General features: G+C 56.8%; 20 protein-coding genes and 2 pseudogenes. 15 read left to right on the top strand and 7 right to left on the bottom strand.

Annotation, left to right across the window (positions count from 1 at the left end):
• Positions 1–171 precede the first annotated feature (171 nt).
• Together glgA and galT are read right to left on the bottom strand one after the other, a co-directional pair.
• Positions 172–1,635, bottom strand: coding sequence for a glycogen synthase GlgA (gene glgA / locus MOMUL_RS12685; RefSeq protein ID WP_062285347.1), 1,464 nt, complete (start codon positions 1,633–1,635; stop codon positions 172–174).
• The gene (gene galT / locus MOMUL_RS12680; RefSeq protein ID WP_062285346.1) at positions 1,635–2,651 is read right to left on the bottom strand and encodes a galactose-1-phosphate uridylyltransferase; all 1,017 of its coding nucleotides are present in this window, start codon (positions 2,649–2,651) and stop codon (positions 1,635–1,637) included. Before galT ends, glgA begins: the two co-directional genes overlap by 1 nt.
• A 122-nt stretch (positions 2,652–2,773) precedes the next feature.
• Here galT and MOMUL_RS12675 point away from each other — a divergent pair, with 122 nt between their 5' ends.
• From MOMUL_RS12675 to MOMUL_RS12635, 9 genes are all read left to right on the top strand, one after another.
• Positions 2,774–4,117 carry a glycosyltransferase family 4 protein gene (locus tag MOMUL_RS12675; RefSeq protein WP_062285345.1) on the top strand — a complete coding sequence of 448 codons (1,344 nt, stop codon included), beginning with the start codon at positions 2,774–2,776 and terminating at the stop codon, positions 4,115–4,117.
• Positions 4,118–4,311: 194 nt separating this feature from the next.
• Positions 4,312–6,525, top strand: a complete 2,214-nt coding sequence (locus tag MOMUL_RS12670) for a YcdB/YcdC domain-containing protein (RefSeq protein ID WP_064774424.1) — start codon at positions 4,312–4,314, stop codon at positions 6,523–6,525.
• 169 nt (positions 6,526–6,694) lie between these two features.
• Entirely contained in the window at positions 6,695–9,157 is a 2,463-nt protein-coding gene (locus tag MOMUL_RS17570) for a sugar phosphate nucleotidyltransferase (protein WP_062285343.1), read from the top strand.
• 93 nt (positions 9,158–9,250) lie between these two features.
• The gene (locus MOMUL_RS12660; protein ID WP_064774423.1) at positions 9,251–9,859 is read left to right on the top strand and encodes a 2-oxoacid:acceptor oxidoreductase family protein; all 609 of its coding nucleotides are present in this window, start codon (positions 9,251–9,253) and stop codon (positions 9,857–9,859) included.
• A complete protein-coding gene (locus MOMUL_RS12655) occupies positions 9,849–10,139 on the top strand; it encodes a 4Fe-4S binding protein (protein WP_153018399.1) in 291 nt (96 codons plus the stop codon). The genes MOMUL_RS12660 and MOMUL_RS12655 overlap by 11 nt, the downstream gene beginning before the upstream one ends.
• Complete coding sequence (gene porA / locus MOMUL_RS12650; protein WP_062285342.1) at positions 10,117–11,292, top strand: pyruvate ferredoxin oxidoreductase; 1,176 nt, start codon at positions 10,117–10,119, stop codon at positions 11,290–11,292. Before MOMUL_RS12655 ends, porA begins: the two co-directional genes overlap by 23 nt.
• A gap of 20 nt (positions 11,293–11,312) precedes the next feature.
• On the top strand, positions 11,313–12,128 hold the full coding sequence (locus tag MOMUL_RS12645) for a thiamine pyrophosphate-dependent enzyme (protein ID WP_062285341.1): 816 nt from the start codon (positions 11,313–11,315) through the stop codon (positions 12,126–12,128).
• Between the two features lie 308 nt (positions 12,129–12,436).
• Positions 12,437–14,281: a DNA repair helicase XPB gene (locus MOMUL_RS12640; protein WP_062285340.1), complete on the top strand. Its 1,845-nt coding sequence runs from the start codon at positions 12,437–12,439 to the stop codon at positions 14,279–14,281.
• Between the two features lie 19 nt (positions 14,282–14,300).
• Positions 14,301–16,001 carry a helicase-associated domain-containing protein gene (locus tag MOMUL_RS12635; protein ID WP_062285339.1) on the top strand — a complete coding sequence of 567 codons (1,701 nt, stop codon included), beginning with the start codon at positions 14,301–14,303 and terminating at the stop codon, positions 15,999–16,001.
• Between the two features lie 51 nt (positions 16,002–16,052).
• On the opposite strand, the pseudogene MOMUL_RS12630 reads toward MOMUL_RS12635, so the two are convergent.
• From MOMUL_RS12630 to MOMUL_RS12620, 3 genes and pseudogenes are all read right to left on the bottom strand, one after another.
• Positions 16,053–16,661 (bottom strand): annotated as a pseudogene (locus MOMUL_RS12630) (ABC transporter ATP-binding protein); the annotation flags it as partial.
• 6 nt (positions 16,662–16,667) lie between these two features.
• Positions 16,668–17,054, bottom strand: coding sequence for a DUF1634 domain-containing protein (locus MOMUL_RS12625; protein ID WP_084785641.1), 387 nt, complete (start codon positions 17,052–17,054; stop codon positions 16,668–16,670).
• 56 nt (positions 17,055–17,110) lie between these two features.
• Positions 17,111–17,935, bottom strand: a complete 825-nt coding sequence (locus MOMUL_RS12620; RefSeq protein WP_062285356.1) for a sulfite exporter TauE/SafE family protein — start codon at positions 17,933–17,935, stop codon at positions 17,111–17,113.
• A gap of 254 nt (positions 17,936–18,189) precedes the next feature.
• On the opposite strand from MOMUL_RS12620, the pseudogene MOMUL_RS16700 reads away from it, so the two are divergent.
• The 5 genes and pseudogenes from MOMUL_RS16700 to MOMUL_RS12595 form a co-directional block, all read left to right on the top strand.
• A pseudogene (locus MOMUL_RS16700) lies at positions 18,190–18,321 on the top strand (M24 family metallopeptidase); the annotation flags it as partial.
• Between the two features lie 94 nt (positions 18,322–18,415).
• A complete protein-coding gene (locus MOMUL_RS12610) occupies positions 18,416–18,718 on the top strand; it encodes a type II toxin-antitoxin system Phd/YefM family antitoxin (protein ID WP_062285337.1) in 303 nt (100 codons plus the stop codon).
• Positions 18,711–19,196, top strand: coding sequence for a type II toxin-antitoxin system VapC family toxin (locus MOMUL_RS12605; RefSeq protein WP_062285336.1), 486 nt, complete (start codon positions 18,711–18,713; stop codon positions 19,194–19,196). The genes MOMUL_RS12610 and MOMUL_RS12605 overlap by 8 nt, the downstream gene beginning before the upstream one ends.
• Before the next feature lie 47 nt (positions 19,197–19,243).
• Positions 19,244–20,155, top strand: coding sequence for a radical SAM protein (locus MOMUL_RS12600; RefSeq protein ID WP_062285335.1), 912 nt, complete (start codon positions 19,244–19,246; stop codon positions 20,153–20,155).
• A gap of 56 nt (positions 20,156–20,211) precedes the next feature.
• The gene (locus MOMUL_RS12595; protein ID WP_062285334.1) at positions 20,212–20,883 is read left to right on the top strand and encodes a superoxide dismutase; all 672 of its coding nucleotides are present in this window, start codon (positions 20,212–20,214) and stop codon (positions 20,881–20,883) included.
• Here the strand turns inward: MOMUL_RS12595 and MOMUL_RS12590 are convergent.
• Positions 20,880–22,469, bottom strand: a complete 1,590-nt coding sequence (locus MOMUL_RS12590; RefSeq protein WP_062285333.1) for a glycoside hydrolase family 57 protein — start codon at positions 22,467–22,469, stop codon at positions 20,880–20,882. The genes MOMUL_RS12595 and MOMUL_RS12590 overlap by 4 nt on opposite strands.
• A gap of 160 nt (positions 22,470–22,629) precedes the next feature.
• Positions 22,630–23,226, bottom strand: coding sequence for a DUF4912 domain-containing protein (locus MOMUL_RS12585; protein WP_062285332.1), 597 nt, complete (start codon positions 23,224–23,226; stop codon positions 22,630–22,632).
• A gap of 119 nt (positions 23,227–23,345) precedes the next feature.
• On the opposite strand from MOMUL_RS12585, the gene MOMUL_RS12580 reads away from it, so the two are divergent.
• Positions 23,346–25,310 (top strand): glycoside hydrolase family 15 protein, encoded by a 1,965-nt coding sequence (locus MOMUL_RS12580; RefSeq protein WP_062285331.1) that lies wholly within the window; start codon positions 23,346–23,348, stop codon positions 25,308–25,310.
• Positions 25,311–25,331: the final 21 nt, after the last annotated feature.

Here is a 25,331-nt window from a genome sequence, read left to right as displayed (position 1 = left end):
ACGCCCTTGCAACCCCAAACGGGTTCCATGATGATCTTATGCAGGGAGGGGGAAAAAGTGCGGGAAAAATACCTGCCCGGGCTGGTCCCGGGCAGGCGGAGCTAAGACAAGTTTAACTAAGCGGGGGTATGTCCCGGAGTTTCGAAACGTAAGTGCCGGTAACAGTTCTCCTTACCCCGCTTTAACCTGGGCAGCCATCCTCTTCTGGAGGGCTTCCCTGTACATATCTTCGTATTGACCGGCCGAGGCGTTCCAGGAAAAATCAGCCGCCATGCCCCGCCGGATCAGATTACGCCACTCCTCCGGCTCGTTCCGGTAAACGTGGAGGGCGCGATTAATGGTATCCAGGAGGGCCTGGGGCTGGTAATCGCGGAAGGAAAAGCCGTTACCGCTCCCTGGGTACTGGTGGAAGTCCTTGATGGTATCCTCCAGGCCGCCCGTGGCCCGGACCACCGGTACGGTGCCGTAGCGCAGGCTGATCATCTGGCCCAGGCCGCAGGGTTCAAAGCGCGAGGGCATGAGAAAGATATCGCAGCCGGCATAAATCCGCTGGGCGAGTACCGGGTCAAAGCCGATTTTGACGGCCATTTTATCCCGGTATTTGATCTTGTAACGGGAGAAAAGCTGCTGGTAATAATCCTCGCCGCTGCCCAGGAGGACGAACTGCAGGTCCTGCTGCAGCAGAGGGTCGAGAATGGCGGCCAGCAGATCCAGCCCCTTCTGATTCACCAGGCGGGAAATGAGGCCCAGGAGGGGTACATCCTTGACCGGCAGTTCCATTTCCCTTTGCAGGGCCGCCTTGTTCTCCTTTTTCTTTTCCAGGTGCCCGGCGTCGTAATTGACGGCCAGGCGCCGGTCGGTGGCCGGGTTGAACTCCTGGTAGTCAATACCGTTCAAAATTCCCCGTAGATCCGCGGCGCGTTTCCTCAGCAGGCCGTCCAGGCGCTCCCCGTATTCGGGGGTCTGGATTTCCAGGGCGTATTTCTTGCTGACGGTGTTGATTAAATCAGCGTACAGGATCCCGGCCTTCATGAAACTGACCTGGCCGTAAAACTCCAGTCGCTCGGGGGTAAAAAATTCCTCACCCAGGGCCATAATCTTCAAGGTTTGGCGGGGGAAGGTCCCCTGGTACTGGAGGTTATGGATGGTGTAGATGGTTGCCGTTTGCCGGTAAAAGGGGTTATCCTCGTGCTTGACTTTGAGGAAAAGGGGGATGGGGCCCGTCTGCCAGTCATTGCAGTGGATAATATCCGGCTGGAACTCCAGCCAGGGCAGCATGGACAGGACGGCCTTGCAAAAAAAATTAAAACGGGCCGCGTCGTCGGCATAGCAGTACATGCCGTCCCGCCAGAAAAACTTGTAATTATCAATGAGGTAGACCTGTACGGGTCGATCCCCTGCCAGCTGCGCCCGGCGGATAATGGCCGTCTCCAGGCTGCCATCCATTTCCACCGGCAGGTCGGTGAGGTAATCAACATTCTTGACCTGGCGATAACGGGGCATAGCCACCCGCACCTCGTGGCCCCGGGCGGCCAGGGCTTTGGGGAGGCTGCCGGCCACGTCGGCCAGGCCCCCGGTCTTGGCCAGGGGGGCTACTTCAGGCGAGACAAATAGGATTTTTAAGGGTTCAGACATTAACCTTCCTCCTCGGGGCTTACGCTTATTTCATTTAGAGATTGGGCGGCAATTTCCGGCGGCGTGGGGTTGATGTACATATCCGTCCCCCATTCAAAACCGGCAACAATGGTCAGCCTGGGCAGGAGTTCAAAATGCCAGTGGTAGATACTGTCCTCCCTGCGTAGGGGTGCGGTATGCAGGACCAGGTTAAAGGGCGGGTCGTTAACGGCCTGTTTCAACCGGCCCAGGATATCCTGGAGGATGGCGGCCAGTTGCTCCAGCTGCTCATCATTGCAGGTGCCGAAACCGGCCTGGTGACGCCTGGGCATGATCCACATTTCCATGGGGAAACGGGAGGCAAAGGGGCAGAAGGCCAGGAATTCTTTATTAAAGGCGACTACCCTGGCTCCTGTTTCCAGTTCCGTTTTCATGAGGTCGCAGAAAAGGCAGCGTTCTTTTTCCTGCCAGTAAGCTTTGATCCTGGCCATCTCCTCGTTAACGGCTCCCGGCACCAGGGGGGTGGCAATGAGCTGGCTGTGGGGGTGTTCCAAGGAAGCCCCGGCGGTAGGGCCGTGGTTTTTAAAGAGCTGGATGTATTGCAGCCTTTTGTCCCGCTCCAGTTGCAGGTAACGCTGCCGCCAGGCTTTGAGAACCTGGACAGCATGCTCGGGAGTCAGATCGGGGAAAAAGGTATCATGATCGGGACCCTCGATGATAACCTCATGCACACCGGTACCGGACATAGTCCGGTACATCCCTTTACTTTCGCTGGCCACCTCCCCGCCGGCCACCAGGGCGGCAAACTTGTTGGGCACTACCCGTACCTGCCAGCCAGGGGTATCAGGTTCAGTGTTAGCGGCGCGGAAGGCCAGAACTTCCGGCGGTGTTTCCTTTTCGTGGCCGGGACAGAAGGGGCAGCTGGCGTTGCCATTCTTTTCTTTATGAGGAGGCTTGAAGTCCGACGGTCGTTTGGCCCGCTCAGTGGCAATGATTACCCAGCGCTCGCTCACCGGGTCCTGGCGTAATTCGGGCATACTGGAACCTCCAAATCAGTAACTTGCTACTAGGTTTTATCTATCCGGGGCAAATTATGCGGTATAAGATTGGCCGGCACTGCCAAAATAAGAAGGTAGAAATTTAGTGAAGGTGGCAGGTTATGCGTATCTTAATGCTTTCCTGGGAATATCCCCCGCAGAGTGTCGGCGGGCTGGCCCGGCATGTGGAGGACCTGGCCATATCCCTGGCGCACCTGCGCCATGATGTCCATGTGCTGACCCTCGGACGGCCCGGCCAGGTTTGTGAAAACCGGGAAAACGGGGTAATTGTCCACCGGGTGGAAGCCTACCCTGTTCATGCCCCCGATTTTCTCACCTGGGTGCTGCAGCTCAATGCCCGCTTTCTGGAGGAAGCAATGATCCTCATGCGTAAGTATGGCCCCTTCCAGATTATCCACGCCCATGACTGGCTGGTGGCCTTTACCGGCCGGGCTTTAAAACATGCCCACCGCTTGCCCCTCATTGCCACCATTCATGCTACCGAAGCCGGCCGCAACCGCGGCTTATATAATGACATGCAGCGCTACATTAACAGCGTGGAATGGTGGCTGACCTATGAGGCCTGGCGGGTAATCGTCTGCAGCCAGCATATGCGCCAGGAAGTCCAGGGATTATTCCAGTTGCCGGCCGATAAAATTACCATTATCCCCAACGGGGTTTACAGCCAGAAATTCCGGGTCGTGGCCGTTGACCCAATGGTGCGGCAGCGTTACGCCGCCCCCCACGAAAAGATCATCTTCTTCGTCGGCCGCCTGGTAATCGAAAAGGGGGTCCAGGTCCTCCTGGAAGCCATGCCCCGGATCTTAACCGCCTGCCCGGAGGCCAAGCTGGTGGTGGCCGGCCAGGGGCCCATGGAAAGCCAGCTCCAGAACCGGGCCCGGGAGCTGGGCATCAGCCACAAGGTCTATTTTGCCGGCTATATTGACGATCATACCCGCAACCAGCTTTACCATGCCGCCAGGGTGGCCGTTTTCCCCAGCCTGTACGAGCCCTTTGGCATTGTGGCCCTGGAGGCCATGGCGGCCGGGACGCCGGTGGTGGCCAGCGAGACGGGCGGCCTAGTGGAGATTATCACCCATGGCGTTGACGGTATGCGCGCCTTGCCGGGTAATGCCGGTTCCCTGGCCGATAATATCCTGGCCGTATTACAGGATGAAGCCCTGGCGGAAAGGTTACGGGCCAACGGCCGCCGCCTGGTAACGGAAGTTTACGACTGGGAAAATATTGCCCGGCGGACGGTTGATGTCTACCAGGAGGTTTACAGCCAGTACCGGCGCACCCCCTGGCCGGAGCGGCCCTCAGTGGTCGCCCGCCTCTGGCGCTTTACGCCCCCCACGGGGGCAGAACCGCCCCGGGAACAGCCGTTACCACTGGCAGGTCGCTATGACCTGCCCCAACGCCGGGCCGCCCTGGTGAACCAGCGCCGGGGTAGAGGGGAGGGGTAGAGTTCTGCAAATGGGAACTTTTTCCCCTGTCCGGCGTCTATATAGTCAGGAAGGACGGAGCCACCGGGTGGAGACCGGGGAAGGAGGGAAATGCTCATGATCTGAAGGGACGGATAAATTTAACGCTTCTGGCAGGTTTAAAAGCGCCCGATCTTAGACATATCCCAAGGAGGAGCTAAAGGAGGAAGAGCAAGGTGGTAAGAATTTGGCGACGCTTGCTGGCCTGGGGCCTGATGGCCTTATTACTATTGTCCTTTTTTCCCGGCATAGCCGTAGCGGGCGATACACCAGCTGTTTCCCTGGAGGAAGCTATTCGCGCGGTTAAAGACAACTTTAATATTCCTAAAGAGTATAATATTTTTACCTCTAGTTACAACAGCTACGATAACCGCCAGACCTGGTCCCTGCACTGGAATGCTCCCGGCGAGCCGGGTGGCAGTTTTAACGCCGATGTGGATGCCAAAACGGGTGAAATCTTAAATATGAATACCTGGAAACCGGAAAAACGGCCCGAACCGGGCCTGCGGCTGCCGGTTATTTCCGCCGCCGAGGCCCGCCGGGTGGCGGTTGAACTGTTAAACCGTCTGGCTGCCAGCTATGTTCCTGAATTGCAACCCCTGCCCGATGATAATCAACTAATTCCCTTGAACAATTATGGACCGGTTAGTTATACCTTCCGCTGGCAGCGGGTAGTCAATGGCATTCCCTTCCCGGGTAATGGCGTGACCATAACCGTCCGCGGCGATGACGGCCAGGTAACGAACTACAACCTCAACTGGACGAAAGTCGATTTCCCTGCGGCCACAGGAGCCATATCTCCGGAAAAGGCGCGGGAGGTATTTGCCAGCGCCGGCATGCTGGAACTGCAGTATTACCTGCAACCCCCTGTCAGGCCCCTGGCCGCCGGTGAGAAACGCCCGGTGTTGCTGGTTTACCGGCTCAGCCATCCCTCCCGGGGGTTGATTGATGCCCTGAGCGGTAAACCACTAGATTTGGGAAACGGCGGGTGGTTTGATAAAGGCGGCGCCGGGGGGATGGGAGATGCTTCTCTGGAGATGGCCCGTAAGGCCGCGGCTTTACAGGGTGGCACCCAGTCCAAACCCTTAAGCCCTGAAGAAATGAAGGAAATCGAAAAAACCGCCAAATTAATCAGCCGGGAAGAAGCTATTGCCGCCGTTAAGAAGTGGGTGGATATCCCGGCCGGCCTCACCTTACGCAGCGCCAACCTCTACGCCGACTGGCAGGACCCGGAAATCCGCAGCTGGAATTTAACCTGGAGCAGCGATAAACCCCAAACGGGAAAAGTCAATTTTATGAGCGCCAGGGTCAATGCCGGCAATGGTGAATTGCTGGGATTTGACCTGCCCTCTACCCCTTCCGGCAATGACAGGAGCGGCAAACTGGACCGCAAAGCGGCGCAGCGCCTGGTCGAGGATTTCCTGCAAAAGGTACAACCGCAACGCTTCAAGGAAGTTCGGCTGGATGAAAACAGCCGGCCCGGCTGGGAGCCGGTAATCATGGAGGACGGCAAGAACCCGGCGGTCCAGTACTTTTACTACCGCCGCCTGGTCAACGGCATCCCATTCCCCGGCAACGGCATCAACGTGACGGTGGACGCAGTGGCCGGGCGCATCACCAGCTACAACCTTAACTGGGGCAATTTTGATTTTCCGGCAGCCACGAAAATCCTCGATGGGCAGCAGGCAGTAGAAACCTTCCTGAAAAACCGTCCCCTGACCCTGAGCTATACCCGCATCTACAGCCCGGGCGGTCCGGGTCAGGGTGAATTACGCCTGGTCTACCAGCCCCTTGGTGATACCAGCAGTGCCACCTCCGACATGATAGATGCCAGGACCGGCCAGTTCCTGGACTGGGAGGGCAAACCCATCGCCCAGCAACCCCGGCCCTACCGTTTCAACGACATCGCCGGCAATTTTGCCGAAAAGGAAATCAACCTCCTGGGCCAGGCCGGGCTCTTCGGGGAATACGGCGACGCTTTTCGTCCTGATGAAAACATCACTGTTGTTTCTATGTTACGGGCCATGCTCATGGCCAGGAACGGCGTCTGGGGTTATAAAGACATGAAGGACGAGGAGATTCTGAAGCGGGCCCGGGATGAGAAGTGGCTGCAGGAAGACTTGCAGGCCGGGGCCACCGTCAGCCGGGAACTCTTGGCGAAGTTCTTGATCCGTTTCTTAAACCTGGAGCGCGCCGCCCGGGTGGAGGGGATCTATAAAGTCCCCTACAGTGATGCCGGCTCCCTCGCCCCCGGTTCCCTTGGCTATGTGGCTCTGACGTGGGGCTTAGGTATCTTGAAGGGCAATGGCTCTACCTTCGAACCGAACCATACTGTGACCCGTGCCGAAGCTGCTGCCGCCCTGGTCCGGGCCCTGCAGGTAAAACAGTAACCGGAAACGATGCCCGTTAACTTCCGCCAGCCTGGCGGAAGGACAGTAGCCATGGCATGAGGAGAATTCCCGGTGGGTCTTAAGGATTAAAGGCCCGCCGGGAATTTTTTATGGGGAGAAGGGGCAAAATGCTAAAAAGTGCTAATCTGGATCTTGCAGGAGGTAGACTATGAAGGCGATTATCATGGCCGGCGGGGAGGGGTCGAGGCTCAGGCCCCTGACCTGCAAGCGGCCCAAACCCCTGGTGCCGGTGGCCAACCGGCCGGTAATGGAATACTGTGTGGATCTGTTACGTGACCTGGGTATCAAAGAAGTAGGGGTGACCCTGCAGTACTTACCGCGTTTAATAGAGGAATACTTCGGTGACGGCAGTGATTTTGGCCTGCACTTGCATTATTTCGTGGAGGATAAACCCCTGGGTACCGCCGGCAGCGTTAAAAACGCGGCTTCCTTTTTAGATGAAACCTTTGTGGTGGTAAGTGGCGACGCCCTGACGGATTTTGACCTGCGGCCGGCTATTGCCCGGCACAAGGAAAGCGGCGCCCTGGCCACCCTGGTACTGACGACAGTTGACAACCCTCTGGAGTACGGGGTGGTGATTACCAATCCGGACGGCAGCATTCGCTCCTTCCTGGAAAAGCCCAGCTGGGGGGAGGTTTTCAGCGACCGGGTCAATACCGGCATCTATATACTAGAACCCGGGGTCCTGGAACTGGTGCCGGAGGGGCAGCCCTTTGACTTCAGCAAGGACCTCTTCCCCCGGTTGCTGAAGGAAAAACGGCCCCTTTTCGGGGTGACCCTCTCCGGCTACTGGTGCGATATCGGTAATTTAACGCAATACAGGCAGGCCCAGGAGGATATCTTGAGCGGTAACGTTAAAGTAAGGGTGGTGGGGGAAGACCGGGGTAAGGGTATTGTTACCGGTGAAGGAGTGGAGATTGACCCTGCGGCCAGGATAGCAGGCCCGGTTCTGATAGGCAGCTATTGCCGTATCGGCCCCGGGGCTGCGGTCGGTCCTTTTAGCGTCCTGGGGCCATACACCCGGGTGGATGAAGGAGCCAGCGTCAAAAGGTCCATCCTCTGGGATAATGTGTATGTCGGGGAAGGAACCAGCCTCCGGGGGGCAGTGGTCTGCAGCCGGGCCAGCCTGCAGCGGCAGGTGCGGATTTATGAAGGCGCGGTTATCGGTGACGGCAGCCTGGTAGACGCCGGGGCGGAGGTGCGGCCGGAGGTAAAGGTCTGGCCTGAGAAAATCCTGGGACGGGAGACGGTGGTCCATGAAAGCCTCATCTGGGGCCAGGGGACGGGCCGGCCCCTCTTTGTTGGCAGCCAGGCGCCAGGTTACCTGAAAGGAGATTTAACCCCCCTCCAGGTCACCCGCATGGGGCTGGCCTATGGGGCCAGTTTTAAACCAGGGGCCATGGTGGGCTTGAGCACCTTTGCCGGCGGGGCCGGGGAAATGCTCTTTAAGGCCATGGCCGCCGGCCTGATGGCTGCCGGGGTCAAGGTGGCCGACCTGGGCCAGTTACCAACTCCGCTCCATCGTTTTGCCGTCCGCTCTTTAAGGCTGGCCGGTGGCTGCCATATTAAACAGGATGCTGCTAACCGGGATAAGGTCTGGTTGCACCTGGTCAATGAGCGCGGCCACGATTTAGCCCCTGGAGCGGTGCGTAAAATCGAAAACCTCTACTGGCGGGAAGACGGCCGCCAGGTGAAAGAGGTACAGGCCACTACCTATTTCCCGACCCTGAAGGAAGCTTACCGCGAGTGGTTACTGTCGACCCTGGGGGACAATGGGCTAAAGAGAAGGCCGGTACGGATAGCCCTGGGGTGCCAGGGAGAAATAGCCGCCCTGGCCGCCGAGGTTTTACAGCGGGCCGGCGCCGACGTGGTCCGGCTGGATTTCGACCCCGGGAAAGGATGGGGGGCTATCCAGGAGGATATGCCCTTTTTCGCCGCAGAAATCGAACGCTATGGTGCGGGGCTGGGAGCAGCCCTTGATCAAAATGGCGAGGAATTAATACTTTTTACCGGTGAAGGCCGCCGGTTGACAACCTCCCAGCAACAGGCCCTCCTGGCCCGGGTCTACCTGGAAGCCAACCGGGAGGCGCGCCTGGTCCTGCCGGTGACGGCATCCCGGGTGGTGGAACTGGTGGCCGGGCGCCTGGGGGGAAGGGTGGAGCGAGTGAAGAGCCATCCCGGTATCCACCAGGAAGCCATGGCCAGGGTGGATGGTGAAGCCGCCCCGGAGCAGCAGCACCTGCAGCTGGATGCCCTGGCAGCCCTCCTTTATATCCTGGACTGGCTGGCCCGGCGGGATGAGAGCCTGGCTGAAGCGGTGGCCGGCCTGCCCGCATTCCATACCGTTACCCGGACCGTACCCTGCCCGTGGGAAGCCAAGGGCCGGGTTATGCGGACCTTGATCAGCGAGGAACCGGCCGAAAGGGTGGAACTGCTGGACGGAGTCCAGATACGCCATAAAGATGGCTGGTCCCTGGTATTCCCCGACGGGGAAACACCCCATTACCGCATTTACAGCGAAGCTTTTTCCCAGGAGATGGCTGAAGAGCTGGCCGGTTTTTATGAGCAGCGCTTAAGGGAATTAATCGCCCGGGAGAAGGATTGGGAGTAAGGGCCACCTTACCAAGGTGGTCTTTTTTATCGACAAATATTACTTGCTACTGATATTACCTGGTGGTAGAATAGGAAGGTAGGGGGTAGAAAAATGTTACAGATTCGCTGGCATGGTCGTGGCGGCCAGGGCGCCGTTACTGCGGCGCGCATCTTTGGCCTGGCGGCAGCTGTCTATGGGGACTGGTATGCCCAGTCTTTTCCTTCCTTTGGCACGGAAAGGCGGGGAGCGCCGGTGACGGCCTTTACCCGCCTGGATGACCGGCCCATTCGCGACCGCAGCCAGATCTATAACCCTGATTATGTGGTGGTACTGGACGCCACCTTGCTGGAGAGCACTGATGTCTTTGCCGGCCTGGCACCAGGGGGGACGGTCCTCATCAATGCCGGCCGGGAGAAGGCGGCTGTACGGGCGTTGGACCGCGCCCGGGTCTATTACCTTGACGCCACCCGTCTGGCCCGGGAAGTACTGGGCGTTCCAATAGTCAATACAGCCATGGTGGTGGCCCTGGCCGGGGCGACCGGCCTCCTTTCCCTGGAGGCGGTAGAAAAAGCCATCGCTGCCGTCCTGCCACAAGAGCTGGTTGCCCAAAACATTGCCCTGGCCCGGCGAGCCTATGACCTGGCAAAGGTTCTCGGCGGTAAGGAGGCAATAGCCAGTGGCAGCCGGGTTAAGAGGGAGGCGTTAGTGAGTGCTGACTGAAGGTGATTTAAGGAAGGGGCCCAACCTGGCAACACCCTTATTGAGTACGACTACCGGTTCCTGGCGCTTGGTACGGCCGGTTCTAAATCCTAAACGCTGTAATAATTGCCTCACCTGCTGGCTCTTTTGCCCGGAAGGCTGCTTTACCAGGGGCGAAAGTATAGTTAGCCTGAATCTAGATTTTTGCAAGGGCTGTGGCATCTGTGTGGCGGAGTGCCCGCGGGAAGCCCTGACCCTGGTGGAAGAAGGTAGTAACGATGCGCGCCTATCTGAACGGTAACGAGGCGGTGGCGGCGGCCGTTAAACTCGCCCGGACGGAAGTGGTGGCCGCCTATCCCATTACTCCCCAGTCGACCATTGTGGAGAAAATAGCAGAATACATAGCCGCCGGTTCCATGGAAGCGGACTATATAAGGGTGGAATCTGAACATGCCGCCCTGGCGGCCTGCTACGGGGCGGCAGTTACGGGAACGCGGGTCTTTACGGCCACCTCTTCCCAGGGGCTGGCCTACATGTTTGAAATGCTCCATTATGTCAGCGGCTGCCGCGTACCCATGGTCATGGCTGTGGCCAACCGCGGCCTGGCGGCTCCCTGGACCATCTGGGCCGATCACCAGGACGCCGTTGCCTGCCGCGATACGGGCTGGATCCAGCTCTACGTGGAAACGGCCCAGGAAGCCCTGGACACCTGCCTGCAGGCCTATAAAATTGCGGCCCACCCGGAGGTGCTGACGCCGGTTATGGTCTGCCTGGACGGCTATGTCCTCTCCCACACGGAAGAAATTGTGGACGTGCCGGACCAGGAGGCCGTGGACCGCTTCCTCCCGTCTTACCGGCCGGAGTATAGTGTGGATACGCAGCGGCCCTATGTCTTTGGCGTCGGTGCGGGGCCGGACCTGTATTCTGCCTTTAAGTATTACCAGCAGCAGGCCATACTGAAAGCGAAAGAGGTTATTAAGGAAGTAGACCGGGAGTTTCAGGCCCACTTCCAGCGCAGCTACGGCGGCCTGGTGGACCTTTATTATTGCCATGATGCCAGCGTGGTGCTGGTCGTCATGGGTGCCACCGCCGGAACGGCCCGGGAAGTGGTGGAGTATTTACGCCGGCAGGGTGAAGCGGTAGGCCTCTTGCGCCTGCGGAGTTTCCGGCCTTTCCCGGTGGAAGACCTCCGGGCGGCCCTTAGCAGGGCGCGAGTAGTTGCCGTCCTGGATCGCGATTGCTCCTTCGGTTATGAAGGGGTGCTGGCCACGGAAGTAAAGGCGGCCCTGGCTGATCTACCGGCGCAGCCGCAGGTGGCCGGCTTCATCGGCGGCCTGGGTGGCCGCGATATCAGCCAGGAGGAACTGGCAGGTATTTTCCGCCATTGCCTGGAGGCGGTACGGCGCCAGGACAGGGGTGAAGAACTGGTTGTTAGCGGCGGCTGGCAGAAGTAAAAGCCTGGAGGTAGGTACCAATGGTTAAAATAAAAGAATTACCTGATGCCGAACTGGTGCAGGGTTCTTACGCCTGCGCCGGCTGCGGCGGGATACTCGCCGTCCGTCTGGCCCTGAAGGTCCTGGGGCCGGAAACGGTCATCGTCACCACGCCGAGCTGCCTGCTGGGGGTAACCACATTCTATCCCCAGCTGGCCTTCAAAGTTCCCTGCGTCAATGTCACCTTCCCCAGCACGGCGGCGGCCGTTTCCGGGGTGGTGGCCGGCCTCAAACGCCGGGGCAAAAAAGGGGTTAAAGTCGTAGGCCTGGCCGGCGACGGCGGTACCGTCGACATCGGGCTCCAGGCTTTATCCGGTGCCCTGGAGCGGGGCGACAATTTTATCTTCATCTGCTATGACAACGAAGCCTACATGAATACCGGGGTACAGCGGAGCGGGGCTACACCTTTAGGGGCGCGGACGACGACGACCCCGGTCGGTAGCATCGGCCGGGGGGAAGAACGGCCCAAAAAAGATATGCTGGGTATTGTGGCTGCCCATAATATCCCCTATGCGGCTACGGCCAGCATCGGCTATCCCCAGGATTACCTGAGCAAGGTGCAGAAGGCCATGCAGGTGGAAGGCCCGGCCTACCTCCAGGTCCTTTCCCCCTGCCCGCCGGGCTGGGGCTACCGCAGCGACCTGACGGTGAAACTCGCCCGCCTGGCCGTCCAGACCGGCCAGTGGCCCCTGGCCGAGTATGAAAACGGGAGGCTGACGGTAAAAGAGATCGCCAACCCCAGGCCCTTACGCGACTACCTGGCACCCCAGGCCAGGTTTGCCCACTTGCTAGGGTAAATGGGTTAAAATAGCACGCATTAGCCTGGCTCTGCTAGAGCCGGGCTTTTTCTTTTAGGTTAATTTATCAACAGAAACGGGTCGCCCATTTTTCCTGGCCCTCTTTATTTACAGCTTTAGCCTCTCCGCATACCGCCCCAGTTGTGGCACCATCTTCATTTTTTGTTCGGGCGTTAGCTGTTTAAAGTATTTAATGAGGTTTTCCTTTTTTTTATCCACCTGGGATCACTCCTGTTAGAAGCGGGGTTGTTCTCCCGCCTTTTTTGATCTAAACTACGGTAGAAAACAATTTTTGCGGAGGCTGAACTATGGCTTATCTGCCGGAGAACCCCCTGGTAGTCCAGAGTGACCGGACCATTCTCCTGGAAGTGGATAACCCCCTCTACCCAGAGGTGCGGGACGCCCTGGCCCGCTTTGCCGAGCTGGTCAAGAGCCCTGAGCATATTCACACCTATCGCCTCACCTCCCTCTCCTTATGGAATGCTGCCGCCAGCGGGCTGGATGCCGCTACTATCATCGAGGTACTGGATAATTATAGCAAGTACCCGCTGCCGGCCAACGTGGTCGCCGACATCAACGAATATGTCGGCCGTTACGGGAAAGTAAAGCTGGTGAAGCAAGGTGACGAGTTACACCTGGTAACGGCCGACCCGGTGGTGGCCACGGAGATCATCAACAACAAGGGCGTCCAGCCGTACATCAGGGAGCGCCGCGATGACTGCACCCTGGCCATTGAGCCCTGGCAGCGGGGGCCGGTCAAGCAGGCTTTGATTAAAATCGGCTATCCGGTAGAAGACCTGGCCGGCTATGTTTCTGGGGCACCTTTGCCATTCAGCCTGCGCGGCAGGACGTTGAGTGGGGAGGCTTTCAGCCTGCGCCCCTACCAGGCGGAGGCGGCGCAGGTCTTTTTTGCCGGGGGCAGCTCCCGGGGCGGCAGCGGCGTGATCGTCTTGCCCTGTGGTGCGGGGAAAACCATTGTCGGCCTGGCCGCCATGGCCCTCTGCCAGTGTTATACTTTAATCCTGGTGACCAGCGTTACAGCGGCCCGGCAGTGGCTGGCGGAGATCCGGGATAAGACGGACCTGCCGGCGGATCTGCTGGGTGAATATAGTGGGGAAAAAAAGGAGATCAAGCCCGTCACAGTGGCTACCTATCAAATCATCACTCACCGCCGCCGGCGCAACGAGGACTATCCCAACTTCCAGCTCTTCAACCAGCAGGACTGGGGGTTGATTATCTATGACGAAGTCCACCTGTTGCCGGCGCCCGTTTTCCGCATCACGGCAGAACTCCAGGCGCGCCGGCGCCTAGGCCTGACGGCCACCTTAATCCGGGAAGACGGTCACGAAGACGATGTCTTTTCTTTAATCGGTCCCAAGAAATATGATTTGCCCTGGAAGCAGCTCGAGGCCCAGGGCTGGATCGCCAAGGCCACCTGTTATGAAGTAAGGGTTAATCTACCGCCTGAAGTTCAGCTGGATTATGCTGTGGCGGGCGAGCGCGATAAATACCGCATAGCCGCCACCAATCCCCTTAAAGAGGCTATTGTTGAGACTATTATCCAGCGCCATGAAGGCGAGCAAGTCCTGGTCATTGGCCAGTATCTCGAGCAGCTGGAGCGCCTGGCCCGGCGGCTGGAAGCGCCTATTATCACCGGGAAGACCGGCAACCGGGAACGGGAAAGGCTTTACCAGGCCTTCCGCGAGGGGACAATGAAGTGCCTGGTAGTTTCCAAAGTGGCCAACTTTGCCATCGATCTGCCGGAGGCCAGCGTGGCCATCCAGGTATCGGGAACCTTTGGCTCCCGCCAGGAAGAGGCCCAGCGCCTGGGCCGGATTTTAAGGCCCAAGAAAAGAGGCCTGCCGGCCAGCTTTTATTCCCTGGTAACCCGCGAAACGGTGGACCAGGAGTTCGCCGTCCACCGCCAGTTATTTTTGACAGAGCAGGGTTACCGCTATGAGATTGTCGGGCCGGACCTGCAGCCGGAAAAGGTTTATTCTTTGTCAGCCCGGAGAGAAAAAACCGATCCCGGCAGGCAGGAAATCCGGCAGGAAAAGGCGCCGGTAATGCTTGCAGTTGAGCCGCAGCAGGAACAAATTACGCAAGGTAAGGTCATTAATCTCGCGGCCTGGCGACAGAAAGCAGGACGTTAAACGGGGTGAGGAAATACACATGGACAGTTACCAGGACATATTAGCGGCAATACCCCTGGATTTTTTGCAGCGGTTAAGCCAGAACCTCAACCTGAAGGTAAAAATGGAAAAACCATCAATCGCCCAGTATAAAGAAAAGTTGCGGGAAAAATTATATACAGAGTTGCTTTCTTTTTACAGTTCCCCGGCGAATATAGGAAAACTATGGCAAAAAGCAGGCCCGCCGGGCCAGCTGATGCTGGAAACAATCCTTTTCAATAGCAGTCTGGGTGGCCATATCAACCGAGTCCATGAAAGGATTAATCAGGTACTGGGCAAGGGTACTGCCAGGGAGGTGGGTAATAAGCTTTTAAACCAGGGTTTGCTATTTATCCAGGACGGCGGCTATGGACAGAAGTATTATTACCTTCCCGCGGAAATAAGGGCTTTCATTTACTATAAAAAAGCGTTCTCCCTGCTGGAGCAGGAAGAGAGAACCGCCCCGGCGTCCATTGAAGACCAGGGCCAGTTCCTCTTAGTGGATTTCTATATCTTGCTGGCCGCTGTTTTTCGAGGGGACATAAAAATAGCCCAGGCGGGCCATATTTACAAGCGGGACCGCAAGAAAATCATGCTTTTACAACACTACCAAGCGGAAGAACGCTATGAATTGCTAGAACAGCTGGCGATAAAGATCGGTTTCATAGGAGAGGAAGATGGCAGGGCTATTTTGAGCGCAGGGGCCTGGGATTGGCTGCAACTATCCCGTTTTGAGCAATGGGCCTACTTCGTCGACTGGCTGGTGGGCAGTGAAGTTAAAGATAACTGGCAGGTATGGCCGGCCCATATTTTAAGTTTGCTCCTGGCGGCGCCCCCTGACCGCTGGCTATCCCTCCCGGCCCTGTACCAGCTCATACCCACCTATTACAGTAAATCTGATTGCGAATATATCACCCAGAAACTCAGAACCCTGTTACAAAAGTATCTTTGGGTTGGCCTGATAGCCCGGAAAGGTGACGAGGAAACCGGAGCTATAAAAATGACCGAGGTTTTTCGCAGTTATTTCTTGGCGGGCGAGAATTGGGAAAAGGATATAGAGACAAATGAGGAAGAGCAGGAAGAGGCAGAAGCAGAATACTATAAGGCGCTGATGGCCCCTTATTTCCCGGAAGAAAGCTCCTTTGTCGTCCAGCCCAATTTTGAAATCATCGCCCCTCTGGAGATTGCCCCTGCCCTCCTCCTGCAGTTGAGCAGCTTTGCCGACCTGGCCAGCGCCGACCGGATGTTTATTTTCAACCTCAATGAAAAATCCTTCTATCGCGGCTTTCGTTCCGGCTGGCAGCCGGAAGAAATGATTGACATGCTCCAGGAACACAGCAAATACGAACTCCCGGCCAATGTGCTTGCTTCCCTGGAAGAATGGGCTGCCAGGATGGGTAAGGTTTCCCTAGTCAGGGGAGTGCTGGTGCGATGCCAGCGGCCCGAGCAGGCGCTGCAGGTGAAAGCCCTGTTGGAAAAGAACGGCTGGCTGCTTGAAGCCATAACTCCCCGGGATTTTCTGATTCCTGCAGCTATAGCCCCGCACGTCCTGGATATTTTGGAAATAGAGGGTTATATGCCCTACCCCAGGATTATCGGCGATGAAGCGACAGACGAGGATTACTACGAGGACGAATATGACCTGCAGGATCTGTTGACTGGAGCGGTGGAGGCTATTGTAAAAGGCAAGTCCCTGGATTAAGGCAGCCGGAGGATGGCCCGGAAGCGATGCGATACCCAGGGACGGGCAGCCTCAGCTGCCCGTTAATAGCACTCTGTCGTCGGCAAAGGAGCTGCCGCTGGCCTGTTCAAACATTTTCAGGAGGTCGGCTACCGTGGTTCTGGCCCGTTCCGGGCCGGACAGGTCCAGGATAATACGCCCCTCGTGCATCATAATGGTGCGGTTGCCGGTGCGCAGGGCCTGCTCCAGGTTGTGGGTAACCATCAGGGTGGTGAGCTGGTGGCGGGCTATGATTTTTTCCGTTAGTTCCAGCACCGTCCTTGCCGTCCGCGGGTCCAGGGCCGCCGTATGTTCGTCCAGTAAGAGCAGCTTGGGTGTGGCAATGGTGGCCATGAGCACCGTCAAGGCCTGGCGCTGGCCGCCGGATAACAAACCCACGCGCGTGGTCAGGCGTTCTTCCAGGCCAAGCCCCAGGAGGGCCAGGTGTTCTTTGAACTTTTGGCGTTCGGCCGGGGTGATGCCGGGGTGTAAACGGCGGGGACGGCCCCGCCGCAGGGCCAGGGCCAGATTTTCTTCAATAGTCATGGAAGCAGCCGTACCCCTTAAGGGGTCCTGGAAAACCCGGCCAATCAAGGATGCTCGCATATGCTCGGGCCAGCGGGTAATATCCCGGCCATCTAAGTGCTGTTATTCTGCCTTCCCCAGCAGCAAACTTAGAATTAACATAGCCAGCACATAAGTAGTAATCAGTACATAAGGGCGGTCGCGATCAAAGATAAAGGCAATAATCGATGCGGCGACGCGGAAAATGGGAGTGGCGATGAGGAGTAAAAGCCCCAGGTCAATAATGGCAAAGGACTTAAAATGCACCACATCCCTGAGCGCCTGGAGGGGGCTGGTGGGGAAGAAACCGGCCGGGTAGCCGCTGTCGCCGGTGAGTAAATATAGTACCAGGCCGGCAGCAATTATTACGGCGCTGATAACTACGCCCCAGCGTAAAGACTGGCTGATGATATCCTCGACGACGATGGCATGGGATTCTTGAGGCGTACTTTTACTTTGGTTATTTTCCATTACTTATCACCCTGATCTATATCAGTATAAGATGCCTTTTCTTTTTTTCTATAGTTTTAACCCCTTAGCCCTTTTAAAAGCATCTGCAGGGAAACATAGAGCAATACCGGCACAAAAATCTTTCTCAAGGTGGTGTTGCGCAGGCGAACCATGAGGCGGGTGCCCAGGGTGGCCCCGATAACTACGCCCAGGGCTACTGGAGCGGCAATGGCGGGGTGGATATCACCCCGGGCGAAATATATACCGGCACTGGCGGCGGCGGTGACACCGATCATGAAATTGCTGGTGGCGGTAGACACCTTCATGGGTAATTTCATAAACATGTCCATAGCCATGACTTTAAAGATCCCATTGCCAATGCCCAGCAGGCCGGAAATAACGCCAGCCCCGTACATAATGCCAAAACCCTCGTAAACCCCTGTTGCTGTATATTCTACCTGCCGGTTCAGGACCTGGTCGTAATAACTTCCCTCTAATTTCAATTTTTTCGCCAGGGGATGGGCGACGACTCCTTCCGGAAGCTCAAGGTTGCGCCGTTTAAACATGGCCAGGGTAGAATAGCCCAGGACAACGGCAAAAATGATATAAAGATAGTGGGGGCTAATTAAACCGCCTAAATAGGCTCCGGTAATAGCCCCGGTGGTAGTGGCCATTTCCAGGAACATGCCGATGCGGATATTGGTAATACGGTCACGAATATAGGCAGCTGCAGCACCGCTGGAAGTAGCGATAACGGAGACGATGCTGGCGCCAATGGCATAACGGATGTCAATATTGAGGAGCAGGGTCAGTACAGGGATGATGATAATTCCGCCACCCAGACCCAGCAGGGCTCCCACTATACCGGCAAGAATTGAACCGGTAAAAATCAGTAGTGCCATGGAAAGACTGACCAAAATAAGGACCTCCCGGGAAACCTGGTTTTAAGTGTTTATTTACGTTAAAGACATCGAAATTGCGCGCCATGTTGGCGCCGATGGCCTGAAGCATAAGGATGGGATTGGTTCCCATACCCGGACCATAGTGAAAAGTTCTGGGTAAACCCAAAACCATGATATCAAATTTATCTTTAATGTCCAGATAGAGATTGGTGCGGCGCTCGGCCAGCTGCCAGCTGGTTTCCTGTACTTCTTTGGCCGGAAGCGAGCTTATTTTTGACCATGGCCGGGCGGCCTATGCTGCGGCCGGCTTCCCCGACGAATGGCAGCGCCATCACCAGGGGGGAGCCATTGGCTACGCGCCCCGGGAATACCGGGCCGGGGAAGGTGGCGGGTAAACTGCCCGATTCCCGCCGTACAAGTTTGTAATTTTTAGCCACCAAGTATATAATGATCCTAAAGACACATTTAGGAGTGATTCTAATGCATATAGTAAACGTAACAGAGGTCAGGAGAAATATCCGTGAGATCCTGGCAGAAATCGCCAGGACAAAAGCTCCGGCGGTCATTGTCCAGCGGTCAAAGCCTGTCGCGTATCTGGTTGATGCAGACACGTTTGAGAGGATGCGACAATACGATGCCGTGGATATTTTATCCCAGGCCAGGAGAGAAAGCCTGGACAGGATGCTCCGGTTAAGGGCGAGGGTTGCCAGGAAAACAGAGGCCCGGGGAGATTCCGTGGCTGTGATCCGCGAACTGCGGGAAAGGTTGGGCAGGCATGAGTAGCTATATCTGCCTGGATACTTCCGTTCTAATGAAAGTGCTTGTCGAGGAAGAAGACAGCGATAAAGCCACGGTGCTGATGCGAAGGATAATTGAAGAACGTAAAATAATTGTCCTTCCTGCGTTTGCCTGGGCCGAAGTAGGAAGCGTTTTGCGGCAAAAATGCAAGAGAGGGGAATTGAGCACCCCGGATGCTGACGATTTATGGGCGGAGTTCCAGCAGTTTCCCGGGATTGAATACCTGAACGACAATATGGTGATGGGACGGGCCTGGGAGCTCGGTAAGCATTTTGATATGCCTACGCTGTATGATGCAGCTTTCATGGCCGTCGCGGAAATAGTAACCGAAAATACGGGCGAAACCTGTGAATATTGGACAACTGACGAAAGGCTTGTCAAAATAGTCAGCGAGCAAAAAGAATATGTAAAATGGCTGAAAGCGCTGCCACAGGCAGGTGAGTGTGTTGGGCTAAAAAAGTAAGCCCCGGGTTACCCTAAGCAAAGAATAGTACTTCAAGGGGGACCGTTATGACTGATTATCCTGGGTATATCGATAGCTCCAGGAGCGGCAGGCTAAAGGACCTGGCTGCCGGGCTTATGGAGCTACTCAAGGATTGCACTGTTTGTCCCCACCATTGCCATGTCAACCGGCAAAAAGGGGAGCTTGGCTTTTGCCGGGCCGGCCGGGAGGTGGAAATCGGCGGCTACGGCCCCCACTTTGGCGAGGAGCCGCCCCTGGTGGGCAGGGGTGGCTCGGGGACCATTTTCTTCAGCCACTGCAACTTAGCCTGCGTCTTTTGCCAGAACTTCGATATCAGCCGCGGTCAACATGGCGAAAAGGTTTCCCTGGAGAAGCTGGCCCGCATTATGCTATCGTTGCAGGACCGGGGCTGCCATAACATCAATCTGGTAACGCCGTCCCATTATGTCCCCCAGATTATCGCCGCCCTGGCCATTGCCGCCGAAAAGGGCCTGGTGTTACCCCTGGTCTATAACTGCGGTGGTTATGAAGAGAAGGCGACCTTGGAGCAGATTGATGGCCTTATAGATATCTACATGCCTGACTTTAAGTATGCCGATCCTGAGGTTGGCAAACGTCTTTCCCATGTGCCGGATTATCCCCAGGTGGCTAAGGAAGCCATCAAAGAAATGCAGCGCCAGGTGGGCGACCTGCAGGTGGATGACGAGGGAATAGCAAGGCGAGGGTTAATTATCCGTCACCTGGTCCTACCGGAGGGCCTGGCCGGAACCAGGGAGGTCATGGAGTTTATCGCCCGGGAAATCTCACCCCATGCCTATATCAACGTCATGAACCAGTATTACCCGGCCTGCGAGGCCTATCGTTACGGCCCTTTGAGCCGGCGGATTACCCGAGAAGAATTTAAAGAGGCTTTAGAGGCGGCCCACCGGGCCAGCCCCTATTTCCGGCTGGCGGAGTAGCTTTTTTATGGACGGCGCATAAGCTATAAAGAAACAACTTCCAGGGAGGATATAATATGGAAGAAGCACAAAACTTCTGGCTATCTCCTCCCGTGCCTCCCGGCGGGCACCGGTTGCCGCCTTTACCTTATCCTTATAATGCTCTGGAACCGGTCATCAGCGAGAGGCAGTTGCGCCTCCACCACGACCGCCACCATCTGGCCTATGTTGAGGGGCTCAACAAAGCGGAATTAAAGCTGGTTGAGGCCCGGCAGAAGGGCGACTTTGCCCTGGTAAAGCACTGGGAGCGGGAGCTGGCCTTTCACGGGTCCGGGCATATCCTGCACAGCATCTACTGGACGGTAATGGCCCCCTGGAGCGGGAGCGGGCCGGGGAGTTTACTGCAGGAGAAAATTTACGGCTATTTTGGTAGTATGGCCGCCTTCCAGGAACAGTTTAGCCGGGCGGCTGTAGATGTGGAGGGCTCCGGCTGGGCTATCCTGGCCTGGCAGCCGTCCTGGGGCCGCCTGGAGATTTTGACGGCAGAGAAACACCAGGATTTGACCCAGTGGGGAGCCATTCCCATCCTGGTGCTGGATGTCTGGGAACACGCCTATTACCTGGACTACCAGAACCGGCGAGGCGATTATGTTAAAGCCTGGTGGCAGCTGGTCAACTGGCCGGAGGTTGAAAGGCGCCTGCAGCTGGCCTTGCCAGCTTCAGTACCATTAACGATATATAACGTCTAGTTTGTGCTTGCAAAAACCCTGTAGTGTATATCCGGAAAGATATTATTAGCCTCCTCCATGGCCTGTACCTTTTCGGGGTCCAGGTCGTTATTGTCAACTGCCCGCGTGAGATCCCAAAAATTCAGCAGGTGTTTTTTCGTTCGCTGGACAGCGTAATCTACCATGGTGCCGGTTTTCATGATAAAGGCCCAGTCACTGCTCTGGGCCACCAGGAGTTCCCGGGCGGCCTGGTTTAAGGCGCGCAGCAGCAGGCCTTGGGCGGTCTGGTACTGGTTGGCCAGGCGGATCATTTCGTCAGCGGCGTGGTGGAGATGGCGGTAAATCCAGTCGTTGGAACCCTCCAGCCAGACCTCGTTATAACCGTTATTCCCCCAGCTGGACATGCAGGGCGTGGCCGGCTGGTTTACGGGGAAACGCTCCAGGTACTCGCTCGGCGTGATAAAGGTAAAGGGTTGATGGGCGAGCCCCGCCACCTGGCGGAAGAGTGATTCCAGGAACTGGGGTCCTTCGAACCACCAGTGCCCGAAGAGCTCGGCGTCATAGGGGCAGACAATGAGGGGCGGCCGGTCCATGTAACCGGCCAGGTAGTTAATCTGGTGTTCCCGGTTAAATAAGAAGTTGCCGGCATGGGTGTGGGCTTTGAAGCTCGCCCACTCCGGTACATAAGGCTCTTTATAATTGGATTTCCCGGTGATGCGGTAGTACTTCAGGCCCGTATCCACCCGCAGGCCGGAGGGATGGATGTACGGCTTGATATATTCATAATCCAGGTCATAGCCGATATCCCGGTAAAACTCCCGGTAATCGAAATCGCCGGGGTAGCCTTCCTGGGCACTCCACACCTGCTCTGAAGACTCCAGGTCGCGGCCGAAGGCAGCAACTCCTGCCGGGGTGTAGACGGGGGCAAAAATGCTGTAGCGGGGCCGCGGCGTGGCGTAAAGGATGCCGTGGGCGTCGACGAAGAAGTATTTGATGCCGTAATCCCTTAAAATGGCGTCATCTCCCGGATTATAGGCACATTCGGGCAGCCATAGACCCGCCGGCGGACGGCCGAAGAAGCGGCGGTGGTTGTTGACAGCCACCTCCACCTGGGCGCGGACTACCTCCCGCTGCAGGCCGATTAAAGGCAGGTAACCATGGGTGGCGGCGCAGGTGATTATCTCCACGTTGCCGTTGTCCTGGAGTTCCCGGAAGGCATTGATCAGGTTGCCTCCGTATGCCAGGTAAGTGCGGTAGATGCTTTCAAAAAGGTCCTGGTACATGCGGGCCACCAGGTGAAAACGCGGGTCGCTCCTGGTACGCCAGACCTCCCTGGCGGACAGCTCCCGCAGGCGCTCCAGGTAACGGCGGTAATGCTCCTGGACCAGGTTATCGGCCATCATAGCAGTCAAAGGGGGGCTTAAAGAGATGGTCAATTTATAGGGTACCCGGTCCCGGTTCAGGCGCTGGCAGACATGGATCAAGGGGATATAGGTTTCGGTGACGGCTTCGTGGAACCATTTTTCGGCCAGGGAAAAGTCGTCTTCCGTATCACGGACGTAGGGTAAATGAGCGTGTAAAACCAGGGCGACATAACCATGGGGCATAAGTTTCTTCCTTTCATGGTACAGTTATTTAGTGAAGGTTAGTGAACCTGGTCATCATAGAAACTGGCATAGCCAGTTACAACGGAAATTCTGACTCCCGAATTTTTGCTTCAGACTTCTATGTAATAGGGACGGGTCCTTGATTAAAGGGGATCCGTCCTTATTTTTGTGTTTTTACCAGCTGGGGAGAGCTGAAACCCCTGGCTTTACCGTAACGTTCCACCGCCTGCCAGCAGGCTTCCAGGGGCGGCCATAAGGGGTCAATAACGCTGCTGGGCTTATCGGCCGGGGTAGTGACGATATTGGACCGGGCTATGGTAACAAAACCATATTCCGGAAACCAGCGTCCCAGGTCAACGCAAAAGGTGCTGGAGGGTTTACCGGTATGGATATACCAGTTGTCGGCCATGTCCGTAATGGCAATTTCAAAAAAGGGTGCCTGGAGAAAATCATAGGGGTTGTTGGTAAGGTCGTAAACCCTGAGTAAAGGACGGGACTTTTCCCAGGCCCCCGGGCCAAAGCGGCGCATAAGCTCCTCCTTTTTGGCATCGCTTAATTCCCAGTAGGCATAGAGCCAGTAGGGGTCCTTGACCATGAGGACAACTTCGTCCTTACCATATTTTGCCGGCAACTCCCGGCCTCCCGGTGCCGGGACTGGCAAGGGTTTGGCGGCCGGGTGGGCGGCCTGCCAGCGCCGGTACCAGAAGAGCGCCCCGGCCAGGATGGCTATGATTAACAGGGCAATAAAGGTTATCATGCAATAATCCCCGCTCTCTGGTGGAATAATGCTAAAGGACCGTTAAACTCATCGCTTAGTATATCCACTTACCTTTACTTTATTGCCGTTAAGATGAGGAAAGTTAAGGGGCGAGAACCATGCCGCGAGAACTGGCCCTGGGGAACGGGCGTTTGTTGATTAATTTTGATGCTGAATTTAATATGCGTGACTTATATTACCCTTATGTTGGCTGGCCCAATCACATCGGCGGGGAAAGAAATCGCCTGGGCTGCTGGGTGGATGGCCATTTTAGCTGGCTGGGAAGCCGGGAGTGGGAGCGGCAGGTAGGTTATGAAGCGGATACCCTGGTAGGCCATTGCCGGGCCAGGCATAAGGAAATGGAACTGGAAATAAATATTAACAACGCCGTCCATTTTCAGGAAGATATTTACCTGGCCCGGATCACGGTTCACAACATGGCGGGCCGCTCCCGGGAAGTGCGGCTGTTTTTTTATCATGATTTTACTTTAAATGAATCCCCCATCGGCGATACAGTCACTTACCTGCCGGACCAGAAGGTGTTGCTTCATTATAAAAGGGGACTCTACCTTTTAATCAATGGCCGCGCCGGGGCCAATATTTTTTTCCAGTATGCCACCGGCAACAAGCGTTTTCGCGGTGCCGAGGGCACCTGGCGGGATGCCGAGGACGGCTGGCTGGAAGGCCATCCCATCCACCACGGTTCGGTAGACAGTACCTTCAGCTTTCGCCTGCAGCTGTCCGCGGGAGAGAGGGGAGAGATTACCTACTGGATTGTGGCTGCCGAGAACTTTACGGCTGCCGGAGAGCTAAATAACCGGGTGCTGTCCCAGGGGGTAAAAAACCTGCTGGCAGCCACGGCGGCCTATTGGCGGGGCTGGGTCTATAAAAATGGACGCGACTTTGCCGATTTACCCCCGGCGGTAGTTGCCCTCTACCACCGCAGCCTTTTGGTCGTGCGCACCCAGATTGATAACCGGGGGGCGATCCTGGCGGCTACCGATAGCGACATCCTGGCGGAAGCTCGGGATCACTACGGCTACTGCTGGCCCCGGGATGGGGCCCTGGTAGCCAGTGCCCTGGACCAGGCGGGGTATAGCGAATTAACGGCCGGCTTTTTTTATTATTGCTCCCGGGTGCTGGAGCAGGACGGCTTTTTTTATCAAAAATACAATCCCGACGGCAGCCTGGGATCCAGCTGGTTACCGCCGGTGCACCGGGGTGAGCGCATTTTGCCCATCCAGGAAGATGAAACAGCCCTGGTCCTCTGGGCCCTGGGCCAGTCCTTCCGCCTGGGGCGGAACTGGGGTCTCATCCACGACCTCTACCCGGCCCTGGTACGGCCGGCAGCCGATTTCCTGGTGGATTACCGCGATCCAGACCTGGGCCTGCCCCTGCCGAGCTATGACCTCTGGGAAGAGCGGCGAGGCATCTTTGCCTTTACTTCTGCCGCCGTCTACGCCGGGTTGATTGCCGCTGCCGATATGGCGCGCCTGGCTGGTGACGTAGGCCGGGAAGACCGTTACCGGCGGGCGGCGGTGGAGGTCGGTGTGGGTATTAGCGAACACCTCTATTCCCCGGACCTGGGGCGTTTCATCCGGGGTATTTACCGGGAAGATGATGGCCGCCTGGTGCCTGATTTTACCCTGGATGCCAGCCTAACGGCCCTGGCCCTGCTGGAAGCAGTGACCCTGGCTGACCCGCGCCTGACCCGGACCATGGCGGCAGTGGAGGAAGGACTGCAGGTCAAGACGGAAATAGGAGGAGTGGCCCGCTATACCGGGGATTACTACTTCCGTAAAAGCGATAACCTCCAGGTGGCCCCGGGGAACCCCTGGTTTATCTGTACCCTGTGGCTGGCCGAGTGGCACTCCTTACGGGCGCAAAATTTAAATGACCTGGCCGCGGTCCGCGCCATTCTCACCTGGGCGGCAGAACGGGCCACGCCGGCGGGGATGCTCCCGGAGCAGCTGCACCCCTTTACCGGCGAACCCCTGTCGGTTTCTCCTTTAACCTGGTCCCATGCCACCTTTGTGAGCGCCGTAGAAAAATACCTCGCCCGGAGGCGGCAGTTGCAGGCATAATTTCTATTAAGGCTTTTCAAA

It is taken from the genome of Moorella mulderi DSM 14980, assembly GCF_001594015.1.
Classification (GTDB): domain Bacteria; phylum Bacillota; class DSM-521; order Neomoorellales; family Neomoorellaceae; genus Neomoorella; species Neomoorella mulderi.
Note: the sequence above shows the minus strand (reverse complement) of the source record. Positions and strands in the feature narration are given on the sequence as shown.

What these genes read in the sequence shown, in the direction of transcription:
- glgA (WP_062285347.1), bottom strand. Translation starts at nt 1,635, where the DNA reads ATGTCTGAACCCTTAAAAATCCTATTTGTCTCGCCTGAAGTAGCCCCC.
- galT (WP_062285346.1), bottom strand. Translation starts at nt 2,651, where the DNA reads ATGCCCGAATTACGCCAGGACCCGGTGAGCGAGCGCTGGGTAATCATT.
- MOMUL_RS12675 (WP_062285345.1), top strand. Translation starts at nt 2,774, where the DNA reads ATGCGTATCTTAATGCTTTCCTGGGAATATCCCCCGCAGAGTGTCGGC.
- MOMUL_RS17570 (WP_062285343.1), top strand. Translation starts at nt 6,695, where the DNA reads ATGAAGGCGATTATCATGGCCGGCGGGGAGGGGTCGAGGCTCAGGCCC.
- MOMUL_RS12660 (WP_064774423.1), top strand. Translation starts at nt 9,251, where the DNA reads ATGTTACAGATTCGCTGGCATGGTCGTGGCGGCCAGGGCGCCGTTACT.
- porA (WP_062285342.1), top strand. Translation starts at nt 10,117, where the DNA reads ATGCGCGCCTATCTGAACGGTAACGAGGCGGTGGCGGCGGCCGTTAAA.
- MOMUL_RS12645 (WP_062285341.1), top strand. Translation starts at nt 11,313, where the DNA reads ATGGTTAAAATAAAAGAATTACCTGATGCCGAACTGGTGCAGGGTTCT.
- MOMUL_RS12640 (WP_062285340.1), top strand. Translation starts at nt 12,437, where the DNA reads ATGGCTTATCTGCCGGAGAACCCCCTGGTAGTCCAGAGTGACCGGACC.
- MOMUL_RS12635 (WP_062285339.1), top strand. Translation starts at nt 14,301, where the DNA reads ATGGACAGTTACCAGGACATATTAGCGGCAATACCCCTGGATTTTTTG.
- MOMUL_RS12625 (WP_084785641.1), bottom strand. Translation starts at nt 17,054, where the DNA reads ATGGAAAATAACCAAAGTAAAAGTACGCCTCAAGAATCCCATGCCATC.
- MOMUL_RS12620 (WP_062285356.1), bottom strand. Translation starts at nt 17,935, where the DNA reads ATGGCACTACTGATTTTTACCGGTTCAATTCTTGCCGGTATAGTGGGA.
- MOMUL_RS12610 (WP_062285337.1), top strand. Translation starts at nt 18,416, where the DNA reads ATGCATATAGTAAACGTAACAGAGGTCAGGAGAAATATCCGTGAGATC.
- MOMUL_RS12605 (WP_062285336.1), top strand. Translation starts at nt 18,711, where the DNA reads ATGAGTAGCTATATCTGCCTGGATACTTCCGTTCTAATGAAAGTGCTT.
- MOMUL_RS12600 (WP_062285335.1), top strand. Translation starts at nt 19,244, where the DNA reads ATGACTGATTATCCTGGGTATATCGATAGCTCCAGGAGCGGCAGGCTA.
- MOMUL_RS12595 (WP_062285334.1), top strand. Translation starts at nt 20,212, where the DNA reads ATGGAAGAAGCACAAAACTTCTGGCTATCTCCTCCCGTGCCTCCCGGC.
- MOMUL_RS12590 (WP_062285333.1), bottom strand. Translation starts at nt 22,469, where the DNA reads ATGCCCCATGGTTATGTCGCCCTGGTTTTACACGCTCATTTACCCTAC.
- MOMUL_RS12585 (WP_062285332.1), bottom strand. Translation starts at nt 23,226, where the DNA reads ATGATAACCTTTATTGCCCTGTTAATCATAGCCATCCTGGCCGGGGCG.
- MOMUL_RS12580 (WP_062285331.1), top strand. Translation starts at nt 23,346, where the DNA reads ATGCCGCGAGAACTGGCCCTGGGGAACGGGCGTTTGTTGATTAATTTT.